This is a genomic window from Micromonospora sp. NPDC051925, from assembly GCF_044548625.1.
Taxonomy (GTDB): domain Bacteria; phylum Actinomycetota; class Actinomycetes; order Mycobacteriales; family Micromonosporaceae; genus Micromonospora.
Map to the genome: position 1 here is coordinate 216,287 of NZ_JBIUCH010000011.1, position 18,807 is coordinate 235,093.

Annotated in this window: 15 protein-coding genes and 1 pseudogene; 9 read left to right on the forward strand and 7 right to left on the reverse strand. The window is 74.5% G+C overall.

Annotated elements, in window-relative coordinates; genetic code table 11:
* The first annotated feature begins 65 nt into the window (after positions 1-65).
* Positions 66-1,226: a hypothetical protein gene (locus ACIG87_RS17335; protein WP_396851499.1), complete on the forward strand. Its 1,161-nt coding sequence runs from the start codon at positions 66-68 to the stop codon at positions 1,224-1,226.
* A 25-nt stretch (positions 1,227-1,251) separates the two neighbouring features.
* On the opposite strand, the gene ACIG87_RS17340 is transcribed toward ACIG87_RS17335, so the two are convergent.
* Positions 1,252-1,668: a helix-turn-helix domain-containing protein gene (locus tag ACIG87_RS17340; protein ID WP_396851500.1), complete on the reverse strand. Its 417-nt coding sequence runs from the start codon at positions 1,666-1,668 to the stop codon at positions 1,252-1,254.
* Between the two features lie 240 nt (positions 1,669-1,908).
* On the opposite strand from ACIG87_RS17340, the gene ACIG87_RS17345 reads away from it, so the two are divergent.
* A complete protein-coding gene (locus ACIG87_RS17345; protein ID WP_396851501.1) occupies positions 1,909-2,346 on the forward strand; it encodes a hypothetical protein in 438 nt (145 codons plus the stop codon).
* 7 nt (positions 2,347-2,353) lie between these two features.
* Here ACIG87_RS17345 and ACIG87_RS17350 read toward each other — a convergent pair whose 3' ends face one another.
* The 4 genes from ACIG87_RS17350 to ACIG87_RS17365 form a co-directional block, all read right to left on the reverse strand.
* The gene (locus ACIG87_RS17350; protein ID WP_396851502.1) at positions 2,354-3,529 is read right to left on the reverse strand and encodes a class I SAM-dependent methyltransferase; all 1,176 of its coding nucleotides are present in this window, start codon (positions 3,527-3,529) and stop codon (positions 2,354-2,356) included.
* Between the two features lie 358 nt (positions 3,530-3,887).
* Positions 3,888-5,630, reverse strand: coding sequence for a DEAD/DEAH box helicase (locus ACIG87_RS17355; protein ID WP_396851503.1), 1,743 nt, complete (start codon positions 5,628-5,630; stop codon positions 3,888-3,890).
* A gap of 376 nt (positions 5,631-6,006) precedes the next feature.
* Positions 6,007-6,234 carry a DUF3107 domain-containing protein gene (locus ACIG87_RS17360; protein ID WP_396851504.1) on the reverse strand — a complete coding sequence of 76 codons (228 nt, stop codon included), beginning with the start codon at positions 6,232-6,234 and terminating at the stop codon, positions 6,007-6,009.
* A 65-nt stretch (positions 6,235-6,299) separates the two neighbouring features.
* Positions 6,300-6,938, reverse strand: coding sequence for a TetR/AcrR family transcriptional regulator (locus ACIG87_RS17365; RefSeq protein WP_091242199.1), 639 nt, complete (start codon positions 6,936-6,938; stop codon positions 6,300-6,302).
* Positions 6,939-8,821: 1,883 nt separating this feature from the next.
* Here ACIG87_RS17365 and ACIG87_RS17370 point away from each other — a divergent pair.
* From ACIG87_RS17370 to ACIG87_RS17395, 6 genes and pseudogenes are all read left to right on the forward strand, one after another.
* The gene (locus tag ACIG87_RS17370; protein WP_396851548.1) at positions 8,822-10,519 is read left to right on the forward strand and encodes a hypothetical protein; all 1,698 of its coding nucleotides are present in this window, start codon (positions 8,822-8,824) and stop codon (positions 10,517-10,519) included.
* A 42-nt stretch (positions 10,520-10,561) separates the two neighbouring features.
* Positions 10,562-11,557 carry an alpha/beta fold hydrolase gene (locus tag ACIG87_RS17375; protein WP_396851505.1) on the forward strand — a complete coding sequence of 332 codons (996 nt, stop codon included), beginning with the start codon at positions 10,562-10,564 and terminating at the stop codon, positions 11,555-11,557.
* Positions 11,558-11,664: 107 nt separating this feature from the next.
* The gene (locus ACIG87_RS17380; protein WP_396851506.1) at positions 11,665-12,600 is read left to right on the forward strand and encodes a DUF3152 domain-containing protein; all 936 of its coding nucleotides are present in this window, start codon (positions 11,665-11,667) and stop codon (positions 12,598-12,600) included.
* A 102-nt stretch (positions 12,601-12,702) separates the two neighbouring features.
* Positions 12,703-13,617 (forward strand): DUF3152 domain-containing protein, encoded by a 915-nt coding sequence (locus ACIG87_RS17385; protein WP_396851507.1) that lies wholly within the window; start codon positions 12,703-12,705, stop codon positions 13,615-13,617.
* Positions 13,618-13,727: 110 nt separating this feature from the next.
* The gene (gene moeZ, locus ACIG87_RS17390) at positions 13,728-14,909 is read left to right on the forward strand and encodes an adenylyltransferase/sulfurtransferase MoeZ (RefSeq protein ID WP_396851508.1); all 1,182 of its coding nucleotides are present in this window, start codon (positions 13,728-13,730) and stop codon (positions 14,907-14,909) included.
* Positions 14,906-15,821: pseudogene (locus tag ACIG87_RS17395) on the forward strand (prenyltransferase/squalene oxidase repeat-containing protein); the annotation flags it as partial. The gene moeZ and the pseudogene ACIG87_RS17395, both read left to right, overlap by 4 nt.
* Before the next feature lie 181 nt (positions 15,822-16,002).
* On the opposite strand, the gene ACIG87_RS17400 reads toward ACIG87_RS17395, so the two are convergent.
* Positions 16,003-17,244 (reverse strand): glutamate-5-semialdehyde dehydrogenase, encoded by a 1,242-nt coding sequence (locus tag ACIG87_RS17400; RefSeq protein WP_396851509.1) that lies wholly within the window; start codon positions 17,242-17,244, stop codon positions 16,003-16,005.
* A gap of 49 nt (positions 17,245-17,293) precedes the next feature.
* Positions 17,294-18,451 (reverse strand): glutamate 5-kinase, encoded by a 1,158-nt coding sequence (gene proB, locus ACIG87_RS17405; RefSeq protein ID WP_396851510.1) that lies wholly within the window; start codon positions 18,449-18,451, stop codon positions 17,294-17,296.
* Positions 18,452-18,464: 13 nt separating this feature from the next.
* On the opposite strand from proB, the gene ACIG87_RS17410 reads away from it, so the two are divergent.
* The gene (locus ACIG87_RS17410) at positions 18,465-18,779 is read left to right on the forward strand and encodes an MGMT family protein (RefSeq protein ID WP_396851511.1); all 315 of its coding nucleotides are present in this window, start codon (positions 18,465-18,467) and stop codon (positions 18,777-18,779) included.
* The last annotated feature ends 28 nt before the right edge of the window (positions 18,780-18,807 follow it).

Below are 18,807 nucleotides of genomic sequence, written 5' to 3' on the forward strand. Positions count from 1 at the left end.
GCGACAGTCGCCACGGTGTCCGGCCGTCGCCCGGTTGCCGGCCGGGTCGACGGTACGGTGGGCGGATGGCCGACCAGCGATCCGTCACCCGGCGGGCCGGGGCAGCCCCCAACGGGCCGGTTCCCGACCCGGATGTCCCGGAGTCGCCGGCCCCCGGCGGGCCGGTTTCCGATCAGGCTGCCCTGGAGTCGGCAGCCCTCGGCGGGCCGGCTCCGGAGGCGGGCAGCCGGGATCCGGGGTCGCCCGGTGGATGGTCGTTGTCCGGGGGCGGGGCGGCCACCGGGCAACCGTCAGCGGAGCCGGCGTCGCCGGTCGGCCCGGATCGGGCCACGCTGCGGTTGGCGCTGGTGGTGGGTGGCCTGGTGCTTGCCGTCCTGCTCGGCTTCGGCCTCGGCCGGGCCAACGGGAAACCGGCCAACCTCACGGTGGCGGACGCCGCGACCGCCGCCGGTGACCACACCCACGCTCCCGGCACCGGGGCGCACCAGCACGACGCCACCGCCGGGCAGTCCGCCGGCGACGGGGCCACCGGCCTGTCGGTCACCTCCGGCGGATACACCCTCACCCCGTCGGGTGGGGAGTTCGTCGCCGGGCGGGCGGGTGAACTGCGGTTCCAGATCAGGGACGCCCAGCGGCGACCGGTCACCCGGTTCGCGATCGTGCACGACAAGCCGATGCACCTGGTCGTGGTACGCCGTGACCTCACCGGCTTCCAGCACCTGCACCCGAAGATGGCCGCCGACGGCACCTGGTCGATTTCGCTGACCCTGCCGCAGCCGGGCGTCTGGCGGGCGTACACGGATTTCACCGCGCTCGCCGACGACGGCCAGCAGACCGCCGCCACGCTGGGCGTGGACCTGGTCGCACCGGGGGACTACGCGCCCCGCCCGCTGCCCGCCCCGGCCACCGTCGCGACCACGGCCGGGTTCACCGTCGACTACACGGGCACCCCGCAGGTGGGTGCCGCCGTACCGCTGCGGTTCCGGGTCCGGGACGAGGCGGGACGGCCGGCCACCCTGGAGCGCTATCTCGGCGCGTACGGGCATCTGGTCGCCCTCCGCGAGGGGGACCTGGGCTACCTGCACGTGCACCCCGGACCCGGGCCGGCCGCCGACACGGTGACCTTCTGGCTGACCGCGCCCGGCCCCGGCAGCTACCGGATGTACCTGGACTTCCAGGTGGCGGGCGTGGTGCGGACCGCCGAGTTCACCCTCACCGTCCGCTGACCCCGGCGGGCCGATCCGGGCCGGCTCAGCCGGCGCGGCGGACCGGGCGGCGGGCCAGGTAGCGGAGCAGGTCGCGGATGTGGTGCTTCTCCTCGGCGGGCACCGACGGGTCGGCCAGCCGATCGAGGATCACCCGGACGTCCGCCTCCACCGGGCCGTCGTCGGCGCGACGGCGGGGCGTGGGCCCCGAGTCGGGCAGGCCGAGCGCCCGGAAGGCCGCCGCGACCGGCAGGTCGAGGGCGGCGCAGAAGCCGCGCACCTTGGCCAGCTCGGGGTAGTCCTGCCAGTCGCCGGCGAGCCAGCGGAAGACGGTGGACCGGCCGACACCGGTGTGGGCCGCGAGGTCGCTCACCGTCCAACCCCGCTCGTCACGGGCGTCGTCGATGGCCCGTCGCACGAAGCGAGCGAACGCCATCTGTGGTGAAACCTCTGTCGAACCCATGCCGGTGAGATCGTCCCCTTCTGGTGGGAGCCGGGTGTCCGGTGTGCCCTTCGAGGGTAGTACGACGCCGGGTCGGTGTAATTCCCCGACCGTCCGTCCGGTTCCCACGACGGGGTCGCCGTGGGTCAGCGGCGCAGGTCGTGGCCGGTTCGCCGCCGATCGCGAGCAGTGGCAGTTGCCCTCCATCAACTAAACTCGGCGGATCCGCCGACCCGGTCCGTACCACCGATGAGGAGCAGCATGGCCGCGCCCGCCCGTCCGGTGCCGCACCGCCCGGGTGCGGTCAGTCTCTTCTTCGTCGCCAAGGCGGGGGTCTTCGCCCTGGGCTTTTGGAGCTGGCTGCTGGTGCTGGTGTCGACCGGTGACGAGGTGACCGGGGCGTACGTCCTGGCCGCCGCCGGTGCCGTCACCACCACGCTGGTGGGGGTGGTCCTCGGCGTCCGGCTGGCCCTGCAACACAGCGCCGCCACGCGGCACGCCGAACTCAAACGGCTCCTGGTCGACATCTCCTGGAACGCCTTCGCCGCTGCCGGCAACGCCGAGACGCCCGGCAAGGTGGTGCCGTTCCCCACCTCGCCCGCCGACGACGAGCGCGGGGCGCGCGAGCGGGTCTCCTCGCTCTTCGACCGGGGACCGGGGGAGCGACCCGGCGGTCGGGGCGGCGACCGGCGTCGCTGAGCCCGGTTCACGCACCATCCGGTGGCGTGGGCCGGTCGTCCAGCAGGGTCGACAGGCGCGGTGTGACCTGCCACTGGTCGACAAGTCGCCGGTACTCGCTGAGCTGTCCGCCGCTGCCCGTGCCGCTGCCCGTGCCCGCGCGGCGGGCCCGGATCAGCAGGTTGCGTGGGGTGTGCCGGGAGTCGACGAACTCGACCACCTCGGCCCGGTAGCCGTGCGCCCGCAACAGCCCGGCCCGCAGCGCGTCGGTGAGCACGTCGGCGAAGCGCTCCCGCAGGATGCCCTGCCGGGTCAGCAGCTCGTACGGTGCCGGCGTCGGCCGGGCGCGGAGCTGCGTCGCCAGGTCGTGGTGGCAGCACGGCGCGGCGAGGATCCACCGGGCGTCCCAGCGCACCGCTCGGGCCAGCGCCTCGTCGGTGGCGGTGTCGCAGGCGTGCAGTGCGAGCACCAGGTCGGGGGCGGGCTCCACCACCGCGTCGGCGATGGTGCCGGCCACGAAGGAGACCCGGTCGGCCCAGCCGAGGCGCTCGGCCAGTTCGCTGTTGCGTTGCCGTTGATCCTCCCGGACGTCCACGCCGACCAGTTCCACGTCCAGCCCGCGACCGGTCAGGTACCGGTACGCGGCGAAGGTCAGGTAGGCGTTGCCGCAGCCCAGGTCGACCACTCGCAGCCGTCCGGTGAGATCGTCGGGGAGGGTGGCGGCCAACGCGCGCAGGAAGGCGTCCACCTGCCGTCGTTTGGCGGCGCTGCCACCGATCGTCGTGAAGATCGGGTCGCCCGGGTCGAGCAGGTACTCCTTGGCCCGGTCGTGGCCGTCCGGTCCGGCCGCCGGACGGCTGGCCGTGGCCCGGTGCACCTGGGCCTCGCCGGACTTGGTCACCCGAAGTTGGAGGGTCGCCCCGGTCGTCTCCACGTGCCAGTTGCCGAACGGCTCGGCGAGCAGCGCGTCGACCGCCGCGTCGGCCTCCGCGCCCGGCACCACGTTCCGGGTGTACGGCCGGACGCCGTCGGACGTGGAGATCTGCAGCCGGGGGCCGGCCTTGAGCGCGACCGGGCGTAGTTCGGCACGGACCACGGAGGGGCGCTGTCCCCGGCGTCGGCCGGCGGCGACGGCACGGGTCAGGGCGGGGTCGAGCAGCAACGCCCGGACCTCGGTCAGGGCGGCGTCCAGCGATTCCGGCATCGTCCCATCATCCTTTCCGCCCGACCGGTGCCGCGACCGGGCCGTCGCCGGGTGTCCCGCGCCGCACCGGGTGTCCCGGTGCCCCTACTTCGCGCCGCACCGGGTGTCCCGGACGTGTCCCGCTCCGCGCGCCGCACCGGGTGCCACATCCCGCCGTACCCGAGGGCGTCGAGGTGGGTCCGGGGAACAGAGCCGGTGGTCTGGGCGTCGGCCGGCGGCGGGGCGGCCCGTCCGGGCGCGGTGGCGCTGATGACGTGAACGGATCGGCCGGCGGCGGGCCGCGCACTGCCTCGTACCCGGCGGAAACGCGACATCCCCCGGACCGTCGTGCGGCCCGGGGGATGTCGGTGGTGCGGTGTCAGTCGGCGGTGGCCTCGGCCGGCGTGTCCGCGCCGGAGCCGCCACCACGGCGACGCCGACGGCGACGGGGCCGGGTCGACTCGCCCTCGGCGGTCGGCCCGGAGGCCGCAGCGGCCGGCTCGGTGGCCGTGCCCGGCGCGGTGTCGGCGGACTCCCCGGCGATCACCGCGGTCGGCTCGCCCGCGACCACCTCGCCGGCCCGGCGGCGACGCCGATGGCGCGGGGTACGGGTGCCCTCCTCGGCGGATTCCACGGGCGTCTCGGCGGCGTCCGGCGCGTCGGTGCCGGGGCGACCCCGGCGACGCTCACCGCGACCGCTGCCTGCGCCCCGGCTGCTGCTCTCACCGCGACCGCTGCCTTCGCTGCGGCCCCGGCCCTCGCCCCGTCGGGTGCCCCGGCCACTGCTCTCGCCCCGGCGGGAACGGCCGCCCAGGTCCTCCTCGACCTCGGCGGAGAGCCCGGCACGGGTCCGCTCGGCGGTCGGCAGGGTGCCGGTCATCTCGGACGAGATGTCCAGGTCGGTGTAGAGGTGCGCGGAGGTGTGGTACGTCTCCGGCGGCTCCGGCATGTCCAGGCCGAGCGTCTTGTCGATGATCCGCCACCGGGGCATGTCGTCCCAGTCGACGAAGGTGACCGCGACACCGGTCGCCCCGGCCCGGCCGGTACGACCGATCCGGTGGGTGTAGGTGTCCTGGTCCTCGGGGCAGTCGTAGTTGATGACGTGGGTGACGCCGCTGACGTCGATGCCCCGGGCGGCCACGTCGGTGGCGACCAGAGTGTCGATCTTGCCGGCCCGGAAGGCGCGCAGCGCCCGTTCCCGCGCACCCTGGCCCAGGTCGCCGTGCACCGCCGCCACCGCGAAGCCGCGGAAGTCGAGATCCTCGGCGACCCGGTCGGCGGCCCGCTTGGTGCGGGTGAAGATCATGGTGAGCCCACGCCCCTCGGCCTGGAGGATCCGCGCCACGATCTCGATCTTGTTCATCGAGTGGGTGCGGTACGCCAGCTGCTGGGTCTGCGGCGACGGGCCGGTCTCGGCGGTGTGCCCGGCGTGGATCGTCACCGGCCGGCGCAGGAACCGCCGGGAGAGGGTGACGATCGGGTCCGGCATGGTGGCCGAGAAGAGCATGGTCTGCCGATCCTCCGGCAGCATCGCCAGGATCTTCTCGACGTCGTCGAGGAAGCCCAGGTCGAGCATCCGGTCGGCCTCGTCGAGCACGAGCGCACGAACCCGGTCCAGGCGCAGGTGCTTCTGCTTCTGCAGGTCCATCAGCCGGCCCGGGGTGCCGACCAGGATCTCCACGCCCTTGCGCAGCGCGTCGATCTGCGGCTCGTACGCCACGCCGCCGTAGATCGGCAGCACCCGTACGCCCCGGGTCCGGCCTGCGGCGGCGAGGTCCTTGGCGACCTGGATGCCCAGCTCCCGGGTGGGGACGACGACCAACGCCTGCGGCACGCCGTCGCTTCCCTCGGCCGGGGCGAACACCCGCTCCAGCAGCGGTACGCCGAAGCCGAGGGTCTTACCGGTGCCGGTGGGCGCCTGACCGATCAGGTCGGTGCCGCGCAGGGCGATCGGCAGCGCGTACTCCTGGATCGCGAAAGCGCGGGTGATGCCCGCCGCGGCCAGGGCCTCGACGGTCTCGGGCCGCGCGCCGAGCGCGGCGAACGTGGGGGCCTCCGGGCGGACCGGGGCGGTGGGGACCAGCTCCTGGCCCTCCAGTTGGTCGAGAATCTGTTCGCTCATCTGGATCTGGGGGTGCCCTCTCGTGGTGCGCCCCGTCTTGTCCTCAGGGCGCGATCGGTATGGCGCGGGCCACGCGATCGGCGGCGGAAAATCGCCGAGCCGGACCGGGCCGCACGCGCGCCGTGGGCAGGACTTCGATCAGATCGGCGCCCACGGCAACTCCCTCATCTTACCTGAGCAGGCCGGCACACGCCCCTGACCTGGATGACCGGCTTTTCGCCGGGGGTGATAAATGTGACCTGAGTCACCGCTGAGTCGCCGAATGGCGGCCGGAGAGCGGGCAGGCGGAGAATGGCCGGCTACGAGGCGGTCGGCGGGCCACCGCAGGCCGGGTCCGGCCCGCGGCGGGATCACCCGCCGCAGGGACCGGACCGGTTCAGCGAACGGTGAACCCGACCGCGCGGGGGGACGCCTCGGCGATCTCGACGTAGGCGACCTTGCCGACCGGCACGATGACCCGTCGACCCTTCTCGTCGGTCAGGGACAGCGTCCCCTCGGCCTTGGCGAAGGCGTCGGTCACGATCTGCTCGATCTCGGCCGGCGACTGCGCGCTCTCCAGAACCAGCTCGCGCGGCGCGTACTGCACGCCGATCTTGACCTCCACTGTGCCTCCTCAGGTGGGCGAGATAGCCGCCGATCGGAAGGCTATCCGATCTCGGGGCGGGATGTTCAGGCCGACTCACCCTGTAGCGGGAAGCTCGCGATGCCCCGCCAGGACAGCGCCGCGACCAGTGCCTCAGCCTCGGCCTTCGGTACCTGTCGGCCGCCGGCCAGCCAGAACTGGGCGGCGGTCTCGGCTGCGCCGACCAGGCCGGAGGCGAGCAGCTCGGCGTGTGCCCGACTGACGCCGGTGTCCGAGATGATGGTGTCGGTTATCGCCGCGATGCAGCCCTGCTCCACCCGTTCGACCCGTTGCCGGACCGCCGGATCGTTGCGCAGGTCCGACTCGAAGACGAGCCGGAACGCCTCGCTCTCGTGGTCGACGAAGTCGAAGTACGCGCGCACCGATGCGCCGACCCGCTCCTTGTTGTCGTTGGTGCCGCGCATCGCGTCGTGAACCTTGGCGACGATGGCGTCACAGTGCGTGTCGAGCAGCGCCAGGTAGAGATCCATCTTTCCCGGGAAGTGCTGGTACAGCACCGGCTTGGAAACCCCGGCCCGCTCGGCGATGTCGTCCATCGCGGCGGCGTGGTACCCCTGCGCTACGAACACCTCCTGAGCCGCCGCGAGCAGCTGCTTACGACGTGCTGAGCGGGGCAGCCGGGTGGGCCGGCCGGCAGTCTGCGCACCGTTCCCCACAGCGGTCATGGGAACCTCCGAGTTTCGTCATTCCAGCCGGCACTTCTACCCCGTACCGGTCAGGGCACTCACCCCGGCCCCGGAATTGGCCCGCCGCTGTAACTTATCGCCACTGTCACCACACGGTAGCCTCAGCGGGGGCGACCAAGGAGCGCGCGGTGAGTGAAACAGGGCAACCCGGTGCCGCCACCCCGGGAGAGCATGACGACGGGACGGGTCAGCAGGACGACCTGGCCCGCTCCGTCAGTGGGTGGGCACCTGCTACCGGGTGGTCCGGCGGGGCCGACGCCCCGGGTTACCGGGAGGCCGCGTCGCCGTGGAACCGGGCCGACCCCACTGCGGGCTGGGGTGGTCCGCCGTCGCGGCACGGTGACCTGCCTGCGCCGTTCACCACCCCACCAGCCGGCGGAGACGCCCCCCGCAACGGTCGGGACCACCGCAATGGTCACGACTCGGCACCGGATTTTCCGACCCCTCTGCGTCGCCCGGTGAGCGCCCCGCCCGGCGAGCCGCGTTACCCCGCCGACGACCCGCGGATGGCCGACGGCGACCGGCTGGTCGTCCCGGCCCAGCGGCCGGCGCCCTCGCCCGAACCGCAGCACGATCCGGAGACCGCCCGGTATTCCTCGGACGATCCCGCCGCGACCCGGCCCGGCCGCTGGGCCGAAGGGAACATCCCTTCCTCGGCCCCACCGGCGGTACAGGTCCCCCCGGTGGGCACGGCCGCCTCCGGATTCGAGGTGACCCCCGGCTTCCACGCCCCCGACCGGGGCGAGGCCGAGCCGTCCCCGACCGACGAACCCGGCGACTGGAGCAACCGCTTTCCCGCCGAGGGTGGACCGCGCGCCGGTTCCGACCGCTTCGTCCCGGGCGAGTCGACCGCCGGCACCGAGCCCCGTGGAGCCGAGCCCCGTGGTGTGGAACCCCGTGGAGTCGAGCAGCGCGGTGTCGATTCGCGTGGAGTGGAGCAGCGCGGTGTGGAGCAGCGTGGAGGGGAGCAGCGCGGTGTCGAGCCGCGCGGCGGGGAGCAGCCGTCCGCCGAGCGTCGGCCGGCCGCTGCGACGGACGAGCCGGACTGGTCCGGTCCGAGCTGGAACCGGCCGAGCTGGGGCGGGACCTGGGCGCCCTCCTGGTCCCGGGACGAGGACCCGTCGGCCGGCCGACGGGCCCGTGCCGAACGCGCGGCCGAGTGGTCGGCCGAGCCCGCCCGCCCCTATGAGCCGGTACGTGCCGAGCCCGCCCGCCCGTACCAGCCGGTGCGCGCCGAGCCCGCCCGCCCGTACGAGCCGGTGCGCTCGGAGGTACCCCGCCCGTACGAGCTGACCCGCTCCGAACCGGCCACCTCACCGGCTGCGCCGGAGCCCGTACCGCCGACGGCCGGTCGGCCCGGTCGGGAGCGGTCGACCGTCGACCCGACCGCCGACCGGGCCGTCCCGGGCCGCCCCGGCACCGATCACCCCGATCGCGGTTGGTCCGACCGCCCCGACCGCGACCGTGAACAGCCCGAGCGGGGCCGGTCCGATCGCCCTGACCGGGCCGAGCGGGACTGGTCCGATCACGCCGACCGGCCCGAGCGGGACTGGTCGGGCCGTACCGACCGGTCGGAGCGGGACTGGTCCGATCGGGCTGACCGGTCCGAGCGGGACTGGTCGGACCGCGGTGGTCGACCGGAGCGCTCCGAGCGGGGCTGGTCCGACCGCGCCGAGCGGCCTGATCGTGATCGGCCGGTGGGTGAGCTGCCCGCACCGGAGCGGGTGCGCGCGGCGGACCGGCCGGCCGAACAGCCCGGGTGGACCATCGGCCGACCTGCCGACACACTGCCCGGCATGCCGCCCTCGCCCCACGACGCGTTCGCCGGTATGCCGCCCCTGTCCCGTGAGGAGTCGTCCGGTATGCCGCCCGCCCCCCGTGACCAGCCGGCCGGCGTGCTGCCCCTGCCCCTGCCTCGCCGCGACGAGCCGGTCGGGCAGCCGTCCGCCTCCGGTGGCGAACGGGGCACCGGTCTGCCGGCCGCCGGTCGCGCCGATCAGCCGTTCCGGCTCCCCCGGGACGAACCGGTCGCCCCACCGGCCGGTCGCGCCGAGCAGCCGTTCCGACTCCGGTCGGTGCCGACCGAGCCGGCTGCCTCCACCGACCTTCCCGGCCACCCGCCGGAGACCTCCGTATCCGCCGTCGGTGCCCCCGCCACGAGCGGGCCACGCCGCCTGGACCACATCCCGCCCGCGCCCGCCCCGACGAGCGCACCCCCCTACGCGGCCCGCCGATCCGCCCCTGACCCGCAGACCACGGCCGAGCCGGTGGTGGACGAGCGGAGGCCGGACCGGGGCACGGCGGTGCTGCCGCAGCGCGTCCCCGCCGAGCCGGACGTGCCCGTCGTGCCGGAGCCGCCAGCCGTGGAGCCCCCCGCCGAGACCCCGGAACTCGCCCGAATCGCCACCCACCTGCGCCGTGACGACGAGCCCGCCCCGCCGCGGGAACGCCCCGAGGGCTTCGACGTCAACGAGATCCTCGACGCCGTACGTGAGGTGGCCGGGGTCCGGGACGCGGCGCTGCGTCGTACCCCGGCCGGGGCGCACAGCCTGCGGCTCGACCTGTCCGACGGGGCCGACCCGGCGGAGGTGAGCCGGTTGGTGGCCCGCCTGCTCCAGGATCGGATGGGCCTCGCCGCGGCGCCGCAGAACCTGGCCGGTGAGCCGAGCGCCCCGGTGCCGCCGCCGCTGCGCCGCCGTACCGGCGAGCCGCGCCCGGGTGACCCGCGTGGCCGTGACGAGAGCATCCAGGCCGAACGCCGGGACACGAACCGGGGCGGCGCACCGACCGGCCGGGCCCGCGCCGCCGAGCCGTCCGCCGCGCCGCCGTCCCCCGTCGAGGAGCGGCCGGCCGCCCGACCCGGACCGCAGCGACCGGCCGCCGGGGGTCGGGCCGACGGGGAATCCCCCGCTGACGGATCGGCCTGGGAGGGCGAGGAGCAGCCGGCCGAGCAGTCACCGACGGTGTCCGGAGGGCCCCGGAGACGCCGACAGCCGACCACCCACCGGGGTCGGGCCAGCGTGGAGGAGACCTTCCCGACCTCGCTGCTGCCGCCCACCGGCAGCCCGGCGACGCTCAACGCGTCGTACTCGGGTGGGCAGATGACCACGACGGAGACCGCGCCCTCGCGACCGCTGGACACCGGCGGTGTGCCGGGGCCCCGAGTGGTGATCGACCACGTCCAGGTGAGCACCTTCGGCCTGGACGCCACCGTCGAGGTGCGCCTGCTCGCCGCCGGTGAGCCGGCCGCCGGGCACGCCACCGGGCCGGCCGTGGACGGTTACGTCCTGCGGCTCTGCGCGGTGGCCGCCGCGGCGGCCGTGGACGAACTGTTGCGCCTCGCCGAGCGCACCGCCGATCGGGGGCGTTGCTTCGTCGAGCACGCCGCCGTGGTGCCGTTCGGCAACTGCGAGGTGGCGACCGTGGTGGTGCTGCTGGTCTGCGACGGCTGGGTGGAGCAGTTGGCGGGTTCGGCGCTGGTCGCCGGGGATCCGCGCCAGGCGGTGGTCCGGGCGACCCTGGCGGCGGTCAACCGCCGCCTCGAAGCGCTGCTCGCCTGACGGCCGATTGTCGGCACGGGGACGGGCGGGAACACTGCCGGTATGAAGCGCGCCGCCCTCTGGCCCGATGAACACCTGCCCCCGCACGCGCTGCCCCCACCCTGGCCCGGCCGGCCGGTACGCCTCGACGGCACGATCACCTACGTCCGGGACACCCCGGCCACCGGGCCGGACGCGGAGCCGGCCCTGTACGTGCACGGGCTGGGTGGTTCGTCGCAGAACTGGACGGACCTGGCCGGCCTGCTCGCCGGTCGCCTGGACGGTCAGGCGATCGACCTGCCCGGCTTCGGACGCAGCGAGCCGGGGCTGCGGTACACCATCCCGGCCTTCGCCGACCGGGTGGTGCGCTGGATCGAGCACTCCGGCCGGGGCCCGGTGCACCTGTTCGGCAACTCGTTGGGCGGAGCGGTCTCGGTGTACGTCGCCGGTCGTCGGCCCGACCTGGTGCGTACCCTCACCCTGATCTCGCCGGCCCTGCCGTTCCTGAACTTCGGCCGCTCGTTGCAGGGGCGGATGCTGCCGCTGCTGGCCATCCCGCGCGGGGAGCGGCTGGCCGCCTGGCGGCTCGCCCAGCTCGCCCCGGAGGTGATGGCCCAGCAGGCGATGGAGGCGTGCGTCGCCGACCTGAGCCGGATCAGCGAGCAGCGTCGACAGGAGGCGCTGGAGGAGATCCGGGTCCGGTACGAGGCGACCCACTACGCCGCCGCGTACGTCCGCACGTTCCGTGGTCTGGTCGCGAGTTTCCTGCGTTCGTACCTGCCGGGGCCGGGGTCGCTGTGGCGGATCGCCGCCGCGATCCAGGCGCCCACGCTTGTGGTGGGGGGCATGAAGGACCGGTTGGTGGACGTCCGGGTGGCGCCGCAGACGGCCCGGATCATCCCGGACAGCCGGCTGATGATGCTGGCCGGCGTCGGACACGTGGCGCAGCTCGAGGTGCCGCGTACGGTGGCCCGCGCGGTGCTGCACCTGCTCGCCGAGGTGGCCGACTCGCCGGAGTGCGGTGGTGACGCGGCGTGGCAGCCCGACGTGGCAAGCTGAGCCGGATGTCTGCGTTCCTGCGTCGCGGTCCGCGGTCGGCCCGCGTCACCCGCCGTCTGTCCGTCGCTCCCCGGCTCTGGGCTGTCCGCTCCGGCCGGTGGCGTCCGATGGTGCTGGCGGTCGTGCTGCTGTTGGCGGTCTCCGGCGGACTGGCGGTCACCGCCCGGTCCGGGCCGGGTGCCGGTCGGCTGGTCGCCCGGCCGGTGACGACGTCCGGCGGTCCGACCGGCTCCGCCGCATCCTCCGGTGTCGCCTACGCCCCGGGAGCCGCCGACGTCCCCGGGTCGGCCGGTGCCCCCGGCGACCCCGGGGCGTCCGGTGTCGCCGACGTCTCGGGGCCGGTCGGTTCGCCGGGCGCGGCCGGGCTTGCCACGCCGTTGGGCGTGCTGGCACCCGAGTTGGCCGGTGGTTCGGTCCCGACGACGACGGTGCCGCCGTTGGCGTTGTCCGGGCCGGTGCCGGCGACCGGCCGGGGCACCTTCCGGTACGACGACCGGGCCGGCGCGACGCTCGGCCGGGCCGGCGTGCTGCGGCGGTACCGGGTGGCCGTGGAGGACGGCTCCGGCGAGGACGTCCGGGCCTTCTCCGACCAGGTGCAGGCGGCGCTGGCCGGGCCGGGTAGTTGGGTGGACAGCGGACGGTTGCGGCTGCGCCGGGTGCCGGGGAATGCGCCGTACGACTTCACGGTCCAGTTGGCGACCCGGAACACGGCGGGTCGGCTGTGCCGGGCCGGGGGTGTGGACATCCGGGTCGGTGGTCGGCCGTACACGTCCTGCCGAGCGCCGGGGAAGGTGATCGTCAACCTGGACCGGTGGCGGACGTCGGTGCCGCACTTCGTCCAGGCCGGGGTGCCGCTGTCGCTGTACCGGACGTACGTGGTGAACCACGAGGTGGGGCACCAGTTGGGGCACCACCACGAGGGGTGTCCGGGGCGGGGCCGGCCGGCGCCGGTGATGCAGCAGCAGTCGCTGTTCCTGCGGGGCTGTACGGCGAATCCGTGGCCGTACCTGGACGGGAGGCGGTACACCGGGCCGGCGCTCTGAACCTCTTCCGGCGCGCTGCGCACTTCCGGGGGATGTGAAACATGTTCTCGTAATCTGCGGCAATAGCAGGCATATGTCCGATTGGTCTGCCATGCTGGTCGGGTGAACACCCCGACCGCACCCGCCGAGTGCCCGGAGCCATCGCCCGCCGACCGGCCGGAGCCGTCGCCCGCCGAGCGCCCGAAGCAACTGGCCGCCGACTGGCCCGCGCCGCGTCACCCCGGATCACGCGCCGAGCGGTGTCACCCCGGATCGCGCCGCAGTCGTCGCCGCCGCCGGGCCACCCTGCTCGGCCTTGCCCTGCTCGGTGTGGGCGTGGGCAGCTTCGTCACGCTGCACCCGGACGACCGGCCGAGCCCGGACGACCGGCCGAGCACCCCGGCGCCGGTCGCCGGGCGGATGGCCGACGGGGCGGGGGCCGGGGCGCGGATCGCCGCCGGGTACCCGAGCCGCGGACCCGGCCGCTTCACCGCCGCCGAGGGCCGCTCCGAGGTGTACGGCTTCGACGGCCCGCTGCGCCGCTACCGGATCGAGGTGGAGCAGGACACCGGCCAGGACGTCGACGCGTTCGCCGCCGCCGTCGACGACACGCTGGGCGACCCGAACAGCTGGATCCGCTCCGGCGAGCTGCGGTTCCAGCGGGTGCCGGAGGTCGCCGCCGCCGACTTCACCATCTACCTGGCCACCCCGGCCACCTCCGAGCGGATGTGCGCCCAGGGCGGGCTGGACACCGAGGGATACACCTCCTGCCGGCTACCCGGACGGGTGATCATCAACCTGGCGCGCTGGATGGACGCCGTGCCGGACTACGGGGCGCCGCTGGCGGTCTACCGGACGTACGTGGTGAACCACGAGGTCGGGCACGAACTCGGCGAGGAGCACCAGTCCTGCCCCGGCCCCGGCGAGCCGGCCCCGGTGATGCAACAGCAGACGTACGGGCTGGACGGCTGCGTGGCGAACGCCTGGCCGTACGTCGACGGCTTCCGCTACTCCGGCGACCTGGTCCCCGGCAGCTGAGATATTCCCGCTCCCGCATGTCGGACGGGGTGTCCCTGCTCATGGCCGAGAGGTGGTCCGCCGAGCAACAATGGCCCGGTTCGCCACCAGCCGATCCCGGGGAGTCCACCGTGTCGCTGCCCCCGCTCGTCGAACCCGCCGCCGAGCTGACCGTTGACGAGATCCGTCGCTACTCCCGCCACCTGATCATCCCCGACGTCGGGGTGCAGGGGCAGAAGCGGCTGAAGAACGCCCGGGTGCTCTGCGTCGGCGCCGGTGGCCTCGGCTCGCCGGCCCTGCTGTACCTGGCCGCGGCCGGTGTCGGGACGCTCGGCATCATCGACTTCGACACCGTCGACGAGTCCAACCTCCAGCGCCAGGTCATCCACGGCGTCTCCGACATCGGCCGGTCCAAGGCCGAGTCCGCCGCCGCGTCGATCCGCGAGATCAACCCGCTGGTCCAGGTGGAGATCCACAACACCGCCCTGGACCGGGAGAACGTCCGGGAGATCTTCGCCGGGTACGACCTGATCGTCGACGGCACCGACAACTTCGCCACCCGGTACATGGTCAACGACGCGGCGGTGCTGCTCGGCAAGCCGTACGTCTGGGGGTCGATCTACCGGTTCGACGGTCAGGCGTCGGTCTTCTGGGCCGAGCACGGCCCCTGCTACCGCTGCCTCTACCCGGAGCCCCCGCCGCCCGGCATGGTGCCGTCCTGCGCCGAGGGCGGCGTGCTGGGCGTGCTCTGCGCGTCGATCGGCTCGATCCAGGTCAACGAGGCGATCAAGCTGCTCGCCGGGATCGGCGAGCCGCTGGTCGGCCGGCTGATGGTCTACGACGCGCTGGAGATGGAGTACCGCAAGATCAAGGTCCGGAAGGACCCGAACTGCGTGCTCTGCGGGGAGAACCCCACGGTCACCGACCTGCTGGAGGACTACGAGGACTTCTGCGGCGCGGTCTCCGAGGAGGCCCAGGAGGCGGTGGTCGACTCGACCATCACCGCCGCCGAGCTGAAGGAGTGGCAGGACGCCGGCAAGGACATCTTCCTGATCGACGTCCGCGAGCCCGCCGAGTACGAGATCGTCCGGATTCCCGGCGCCACCCTGATCCCCAAGGGGGAGATCATCTCCGGCGAGGCGCTGGCGAAGCTCCCACAGGACCGGCAGCTCGTGCTGCACTGCAAGTCCGGGGTCCGCTCCGCCGAGGCGCTCGCCGCGCTGAAGGCGGCCGGGTTCCGCGACGCGGTGCACGTCCAGGGCGGGGTGCTCTCCTGGATCAAGCAGATCGATCCCTCGCTGCCCGCGTACTGACCGGCGGCCCGGGTCGGGGGCGGCGACGAACCGCCCCCGACCTCGACCGATTCCCCGAGGCGGGATCGTGTCTGCGCCGGTAGCGTCTGCGCCGTGGTCGACTTGGATGCCGCGATCGGCTTCGTCGTGGCGCACGGTGACGCGGTGGATCGCGCCCGGCTGTCCCGGCTGCGCACCGGCGCGTCCGTATCCCCGGAGCTGCTCGACGCGGCCGAGGTCGGGCAGACCGTCGACGGTGGTTGGCCCGCCATCCTCGGCGGTGACGTCCCGTCCATCGACGCGACCTGTTTCCGCCTCGCCGAGCTGGACGACCTCGGGGCGCTCGGCCGGCCGGCCGCCCGGCACGCCCTGGACTGGCTGGCCGCCCGGCAATTGCCCGACGGCGGCTGGGACGAGGATCCGAGGCTGGCCGGCAGCGCCCCGGAGTGGGCCGCCCCGGGTGACCCGGAGGCCCGGCTCTACCTCTCCGCCCACGCCGCGTACTGGCTCAGCGTGGCCGGCCGGCACGCCCGCGCCGCCGGCCCGCTGGACGACCGGGTGGGTGGGGCGTACGCCGGGGTGGTGCAGGCGGCGGCGCAGTCGCTGGCCGGTCAGCTCGCTCCGGACGGCAGTTGGCCGTCCTTCCTCGCCGCCGGCTGGCTGAGCGCGGCCGTGCTGCACCGCCAGCAGCTCTACTACGAGTCGGCCCGGATCCAGGCGATCCTGGCCGAACGGATGCCGCAGCTGTCCCCGGCCGACGTGGCCTCGCTGGCCGCCACGCTGCGCCGGGTGGAGGTGGGCGAGGAGCAGTGGGTGCTGGTCTCGGCCCGCAAGCGGCTGGCCGAGACCCAGCGCAGCGACGGCGGCTGGGACAGCGACGACGGGCACCAGTTCGACGTGCACACCACGCTCACCGCGATCCGCGCCTGCCGCCCGATCGGGCCGGTCGCCCCACCGGGGTCACCGGCGGTCCGGCGGACCCGTGCGGTCACCCCGATGGACGACGAGCCCGGCACCTGGTGAGACCCGGCAGCACGGGCCGGGCGCGGCGGGCCGCGGTGCCGGGCCGGGTGCCGGGCGGAGTCGCCGCGCTCGACACCCGTGCGTCGACCGCTCAGCGCAGGTGGCCGTCGCCGGTCACCACGTACTTGGTGGAGGTCAGCTCGGGCAGCCCCATCGGCCCCCGGGCGTGCAGCTTCTGGGTGGAGATGCCGATCTCCGCGCCGAAGCCGAACTCACCGCCGTCGGTGAACCGGGTCGAGGCGTTCACCATCACCGCCGCCGCGTCCACCCGGGCCACGAACTCCCGGGCGGCGGGCTGCGAGTCGGTGACGATCGCCTCGGTGTGGCCGGTGCCGTAGCGGCGGATGTGCGCGATCGCCGCGTCGAGCGAGTCGACCACGGCGACCGAGATGTCCGCCGACAGGTACTCGGTGGCGAAGTCCTCGTCGGTGGCCGGCACCACGGCCCGGGAGTGGGCGGCGACCTCGGGGGAGCCGTGCACGGTCACCCCGGCCTCGGCGAACGCGGCCAGCACGACCGGCAGGAAGTCGTCCGCGACGTCGGCGTGCACCAGCAGCGACTCGGCGGTGTTGCAGGTGCTCAGCCGCTGGGTCTTGGAGTTCAGGACGATCGCCACCGCCTTGGCCGGGTCGGCGGAGGCGTCGACGTAGACGTGACAGTTGCCCACACCGGTCTCGATCACCGGCACCGTCGACTCCTCGACCACGGTCCGGATCAGCGACGCGCCGCCACGCGGGATCAGCACGTCGACCAGGCCCCTCGCCCGCATCAGCTCCTTGACCGAGTCCCGCGAGCCGGCGTCGAGCAGCTGCACCGCGTCGGCCGGCAGACCGGCCCCGGCCACCGCGTCGCGGAGCACCGTCACCAACGCCGCGTTGGAGTGCGCGGCCGAGGAGGAGCCGCGCAGCAGCGCCGCGTTTCCGGACTTCAGGCAGATGCCGGCGGCGTCCACTGTCACGTTGGGCCGGGCCTCGTAGATGATGCCGACCACCCCGAACGGCACCCGCACCTGCCGCAGCTCCAGCCCGTTGGGCAGGGTCGAGCCCCGGACCACCTCGCCCACCGGGTCGGGCAGCGCGGCCATCTGGCGCAGCGCGTCCGCGATGCCGGCGACCCGTCCCGCGTCGAGGGCGAGCCGGTCCAGCACGGCCGCGCTCAGTCCGGCCTCCCGCCCGGCCGCCAGGTCCGCCTCGTTCGCGGTCAGGATCTCCGGGGTACGCGCCACCAGCGCGTCGGCCATCGCGTGCAGCGCGGCATCCTTGACCGTACGGGTGGCGACGGCGAGGGCCTCCGCCGCGTCCCGGGCCCGCCGGGCCTGCTCGACGACGCTCATTGCGTGCTCCTTGGGGTGTCCGGAAGCGCCCCCGCGCGGGGGCATCTGTTCACAGCAGTACCAGGTCGTCGCGGTGGACGACCTCGCGTTCGTACGCCGGGCCGAGCGCCGCGGCGAGTTCCCCGGTGGACCGCCCGAGCAGGCCGGGCAGCTCCACTGCGTCGTAGTTGACCAGCCCCCGGGCCACCGACGCGCCGTGGACGTCGACCAGGTCCACCGCGTCCCCGGCGGTGAACGTGCCGTCCACGGCGGTGATCCCGGCCGGAAGCAGCGACTTGCGCCGACCCACCACGGCCTGCACCGCGCCCGGGTCGAGGTGCAGCCGGCCCCGGGGTGCGGTGGCGTGCGCCAGCCAGAACAGCCGGGCCGCCGGGCGTCGCCGCGCCGGGTGGAAGAACGTGCCGACCGGGAGGCCGGCCAGCGCGTCGCCGGCCAGCGGTGCGGCGGTCAGCACCACCGGGATGCCGAAGCCGGTGGCGATCCGGGCGGCCTCCACCTTGGTGACCATGCCGCCGGTGCCGACCCCCGCCCGCCCGGCCCCGCCGATGTCGACGCCGGCCAGGTCGGCCTCGCCGCGTACCTCGGTGATCCGGGCGCTGCCGGGTCGGGTCGGGTTCCCGGTCCAGAGCGCGTCGACGTCGGAGAGCAGGACCAGCAGGTCGGCGTCGACCAGGGCGGCGACCAGGGCGGCCAGCCGGTCGTTGTCGCCGAACCGGATCTCCTCGGTGGCGACCGTGTCGTTCTCGTTGACGATCGGTACCGCCCGCAGGTCGAGCAGCTTGCGCAGGGTCCGGTACGCGTTGCGGTAGTGCGCCCGCCGGGTCACGTCGTCGACGGTGAGCAACACCTGCCCGACGGTGAGCCGGTGCCGGGCGAAACCGGCCGCGTACCGGCCGATCAGCAGGCCCTGGCCGACGCTGGCGGCGGCCTGCTGGGTGGCCAGGTCACGGGGGCGGCGGGGGAGCCCGAGCGGGGCCAGCCCGGCGGCGATCGCCCCGGAGGAGACCAGCACCACCTCGCGGCCGGCGGCGGCGAGCGCGGCGAGGGCGTCCACCAGGGTGTCCACCCGGGTGTCGTCCAGGCCGCCGGTCGCGGTGGTCAGCGAGGACGAACCGATCTTGACGACGATCCGCCGGGCCTGGGTGACTGGTTCACGCACCTGCCCATTCTGCGCGGTCGGTCCCGACGGACCCCGTCGCGTTCCCATATCCTGGCCGGTCGTGACGCCTGAGGAGTACGTCGAAGCGGTGCTCGCGCTGGTCGAGCGGATTCCGCCGGGCCGGGTGATGTCCTACGGGGCGGTCGCCGACGCGCTGGCCGAGCGGTCCGGGCGGGCCTCGGCCCGGCTGGTCGGCTCGATCATGGCCCGGCACGGCGGTGGGGTGCCCTGGCACCGGGTGGTGAACTCGGTCGGCCGGCTGCCACCCGGACAAGAGGTGCGGGCGCGGACCCTGCTACGCGCCGAGGGCTGCCCGCTGCGGGGCACCGGAGTGGACCTGGCTGCCGCCAGATGGTGGCCGGAGAAGGGGATGTGAGCAGGGCCATAACGTGAGTAACATTCGG

What these genes read in the sequence shown, in the direction of transcription:
- ACIG87_RS17335 (WP_396851499.1), top strand. Translation starts at nt 66, where the DNA reads ATGGCCGACCAGCGATCCGTCACCCGGCGGGCCGGGGCAGCCCCCAAC.
- ACIG87_RS17340 (WP_396851500.1), bottom strand. Translation starts at nt 1,668, where the DNA reads ATGGGTTCGACAGAGGTTTCACCACAGATGGCGTTCGCTCGCTTCGTG.
- ACIG87_RS17345 (WP_396851501.1), top strand. Translation starts at nt 1,909, where the DNA reads ATGGCCGCGCCCGCCCGTCCGGTGCCGCACCGCCCGGGTGCGGTCAGT.
- ACIG87_RS17350 (WP_396851502.1), bottom strand. Translation starts at nt 3,529, where the DNA reads ATGCCGGAATCGCTGGACGCCGCCCTGACCGAGGTCCGGGCGTTGCTG.
- ACIG87_RS17355 (WP_396851503.1), bottom strand. Translation starts at nt 5,630, where the DNA reads ATGAGCGAACAGATTCTCGACCAACTGGAGGGCCAGGAGCTGGTCCCC.
- ACIG87_RS17365 (WP_091242199.1), bottom strand. Translation starts at nt 6,938, where the DNA reads ATGACCGCTGTGGGGAACGGTGCGCAGACTGCCGGCCGGCCCACCCGG.
- ACIG87_RS17370 (WP_396851548.1), top strand. Translation starts at nt 8,822, where the DNA reads ATGCCGCCCGCCCCCCGTGACCAGCCGGCCGGCGTGCTGCCCCTGCCC.
- ACIG87_RS17375 (WP_396851505.1), top strand. Translation starts at nt 10,562, where the DNA reads ATGAAGCGCGCCGCCCTCTGGCCCGATGAACACCTGCCCCCGCACGCG.
- ACIG87_RS17380 (WP_396851506.1), top strand. Translation starts at nt 11,665, where the DNA reads ATGGTGCTGGCGGTCGTGCTGCTGTTGGCGGTCTCCGGCGGACTGGCG.
- ACIG87_RS17400 (WP_396851509.1), bottom strand. Translation starts at nt 17,244, where the DNA reads ATGAGCGTCGTCGAGCAGGCCCGGCGGGCCCGGGACGCGGCGGAGGCC.
- proB (WP_396851510.1), bottom strand. Translation starts at nt 18,451, where the DNA reads ATGGGAACGCGACGGGGTCCGTCGGGACCGACCGCGCAGAATGGGCAG.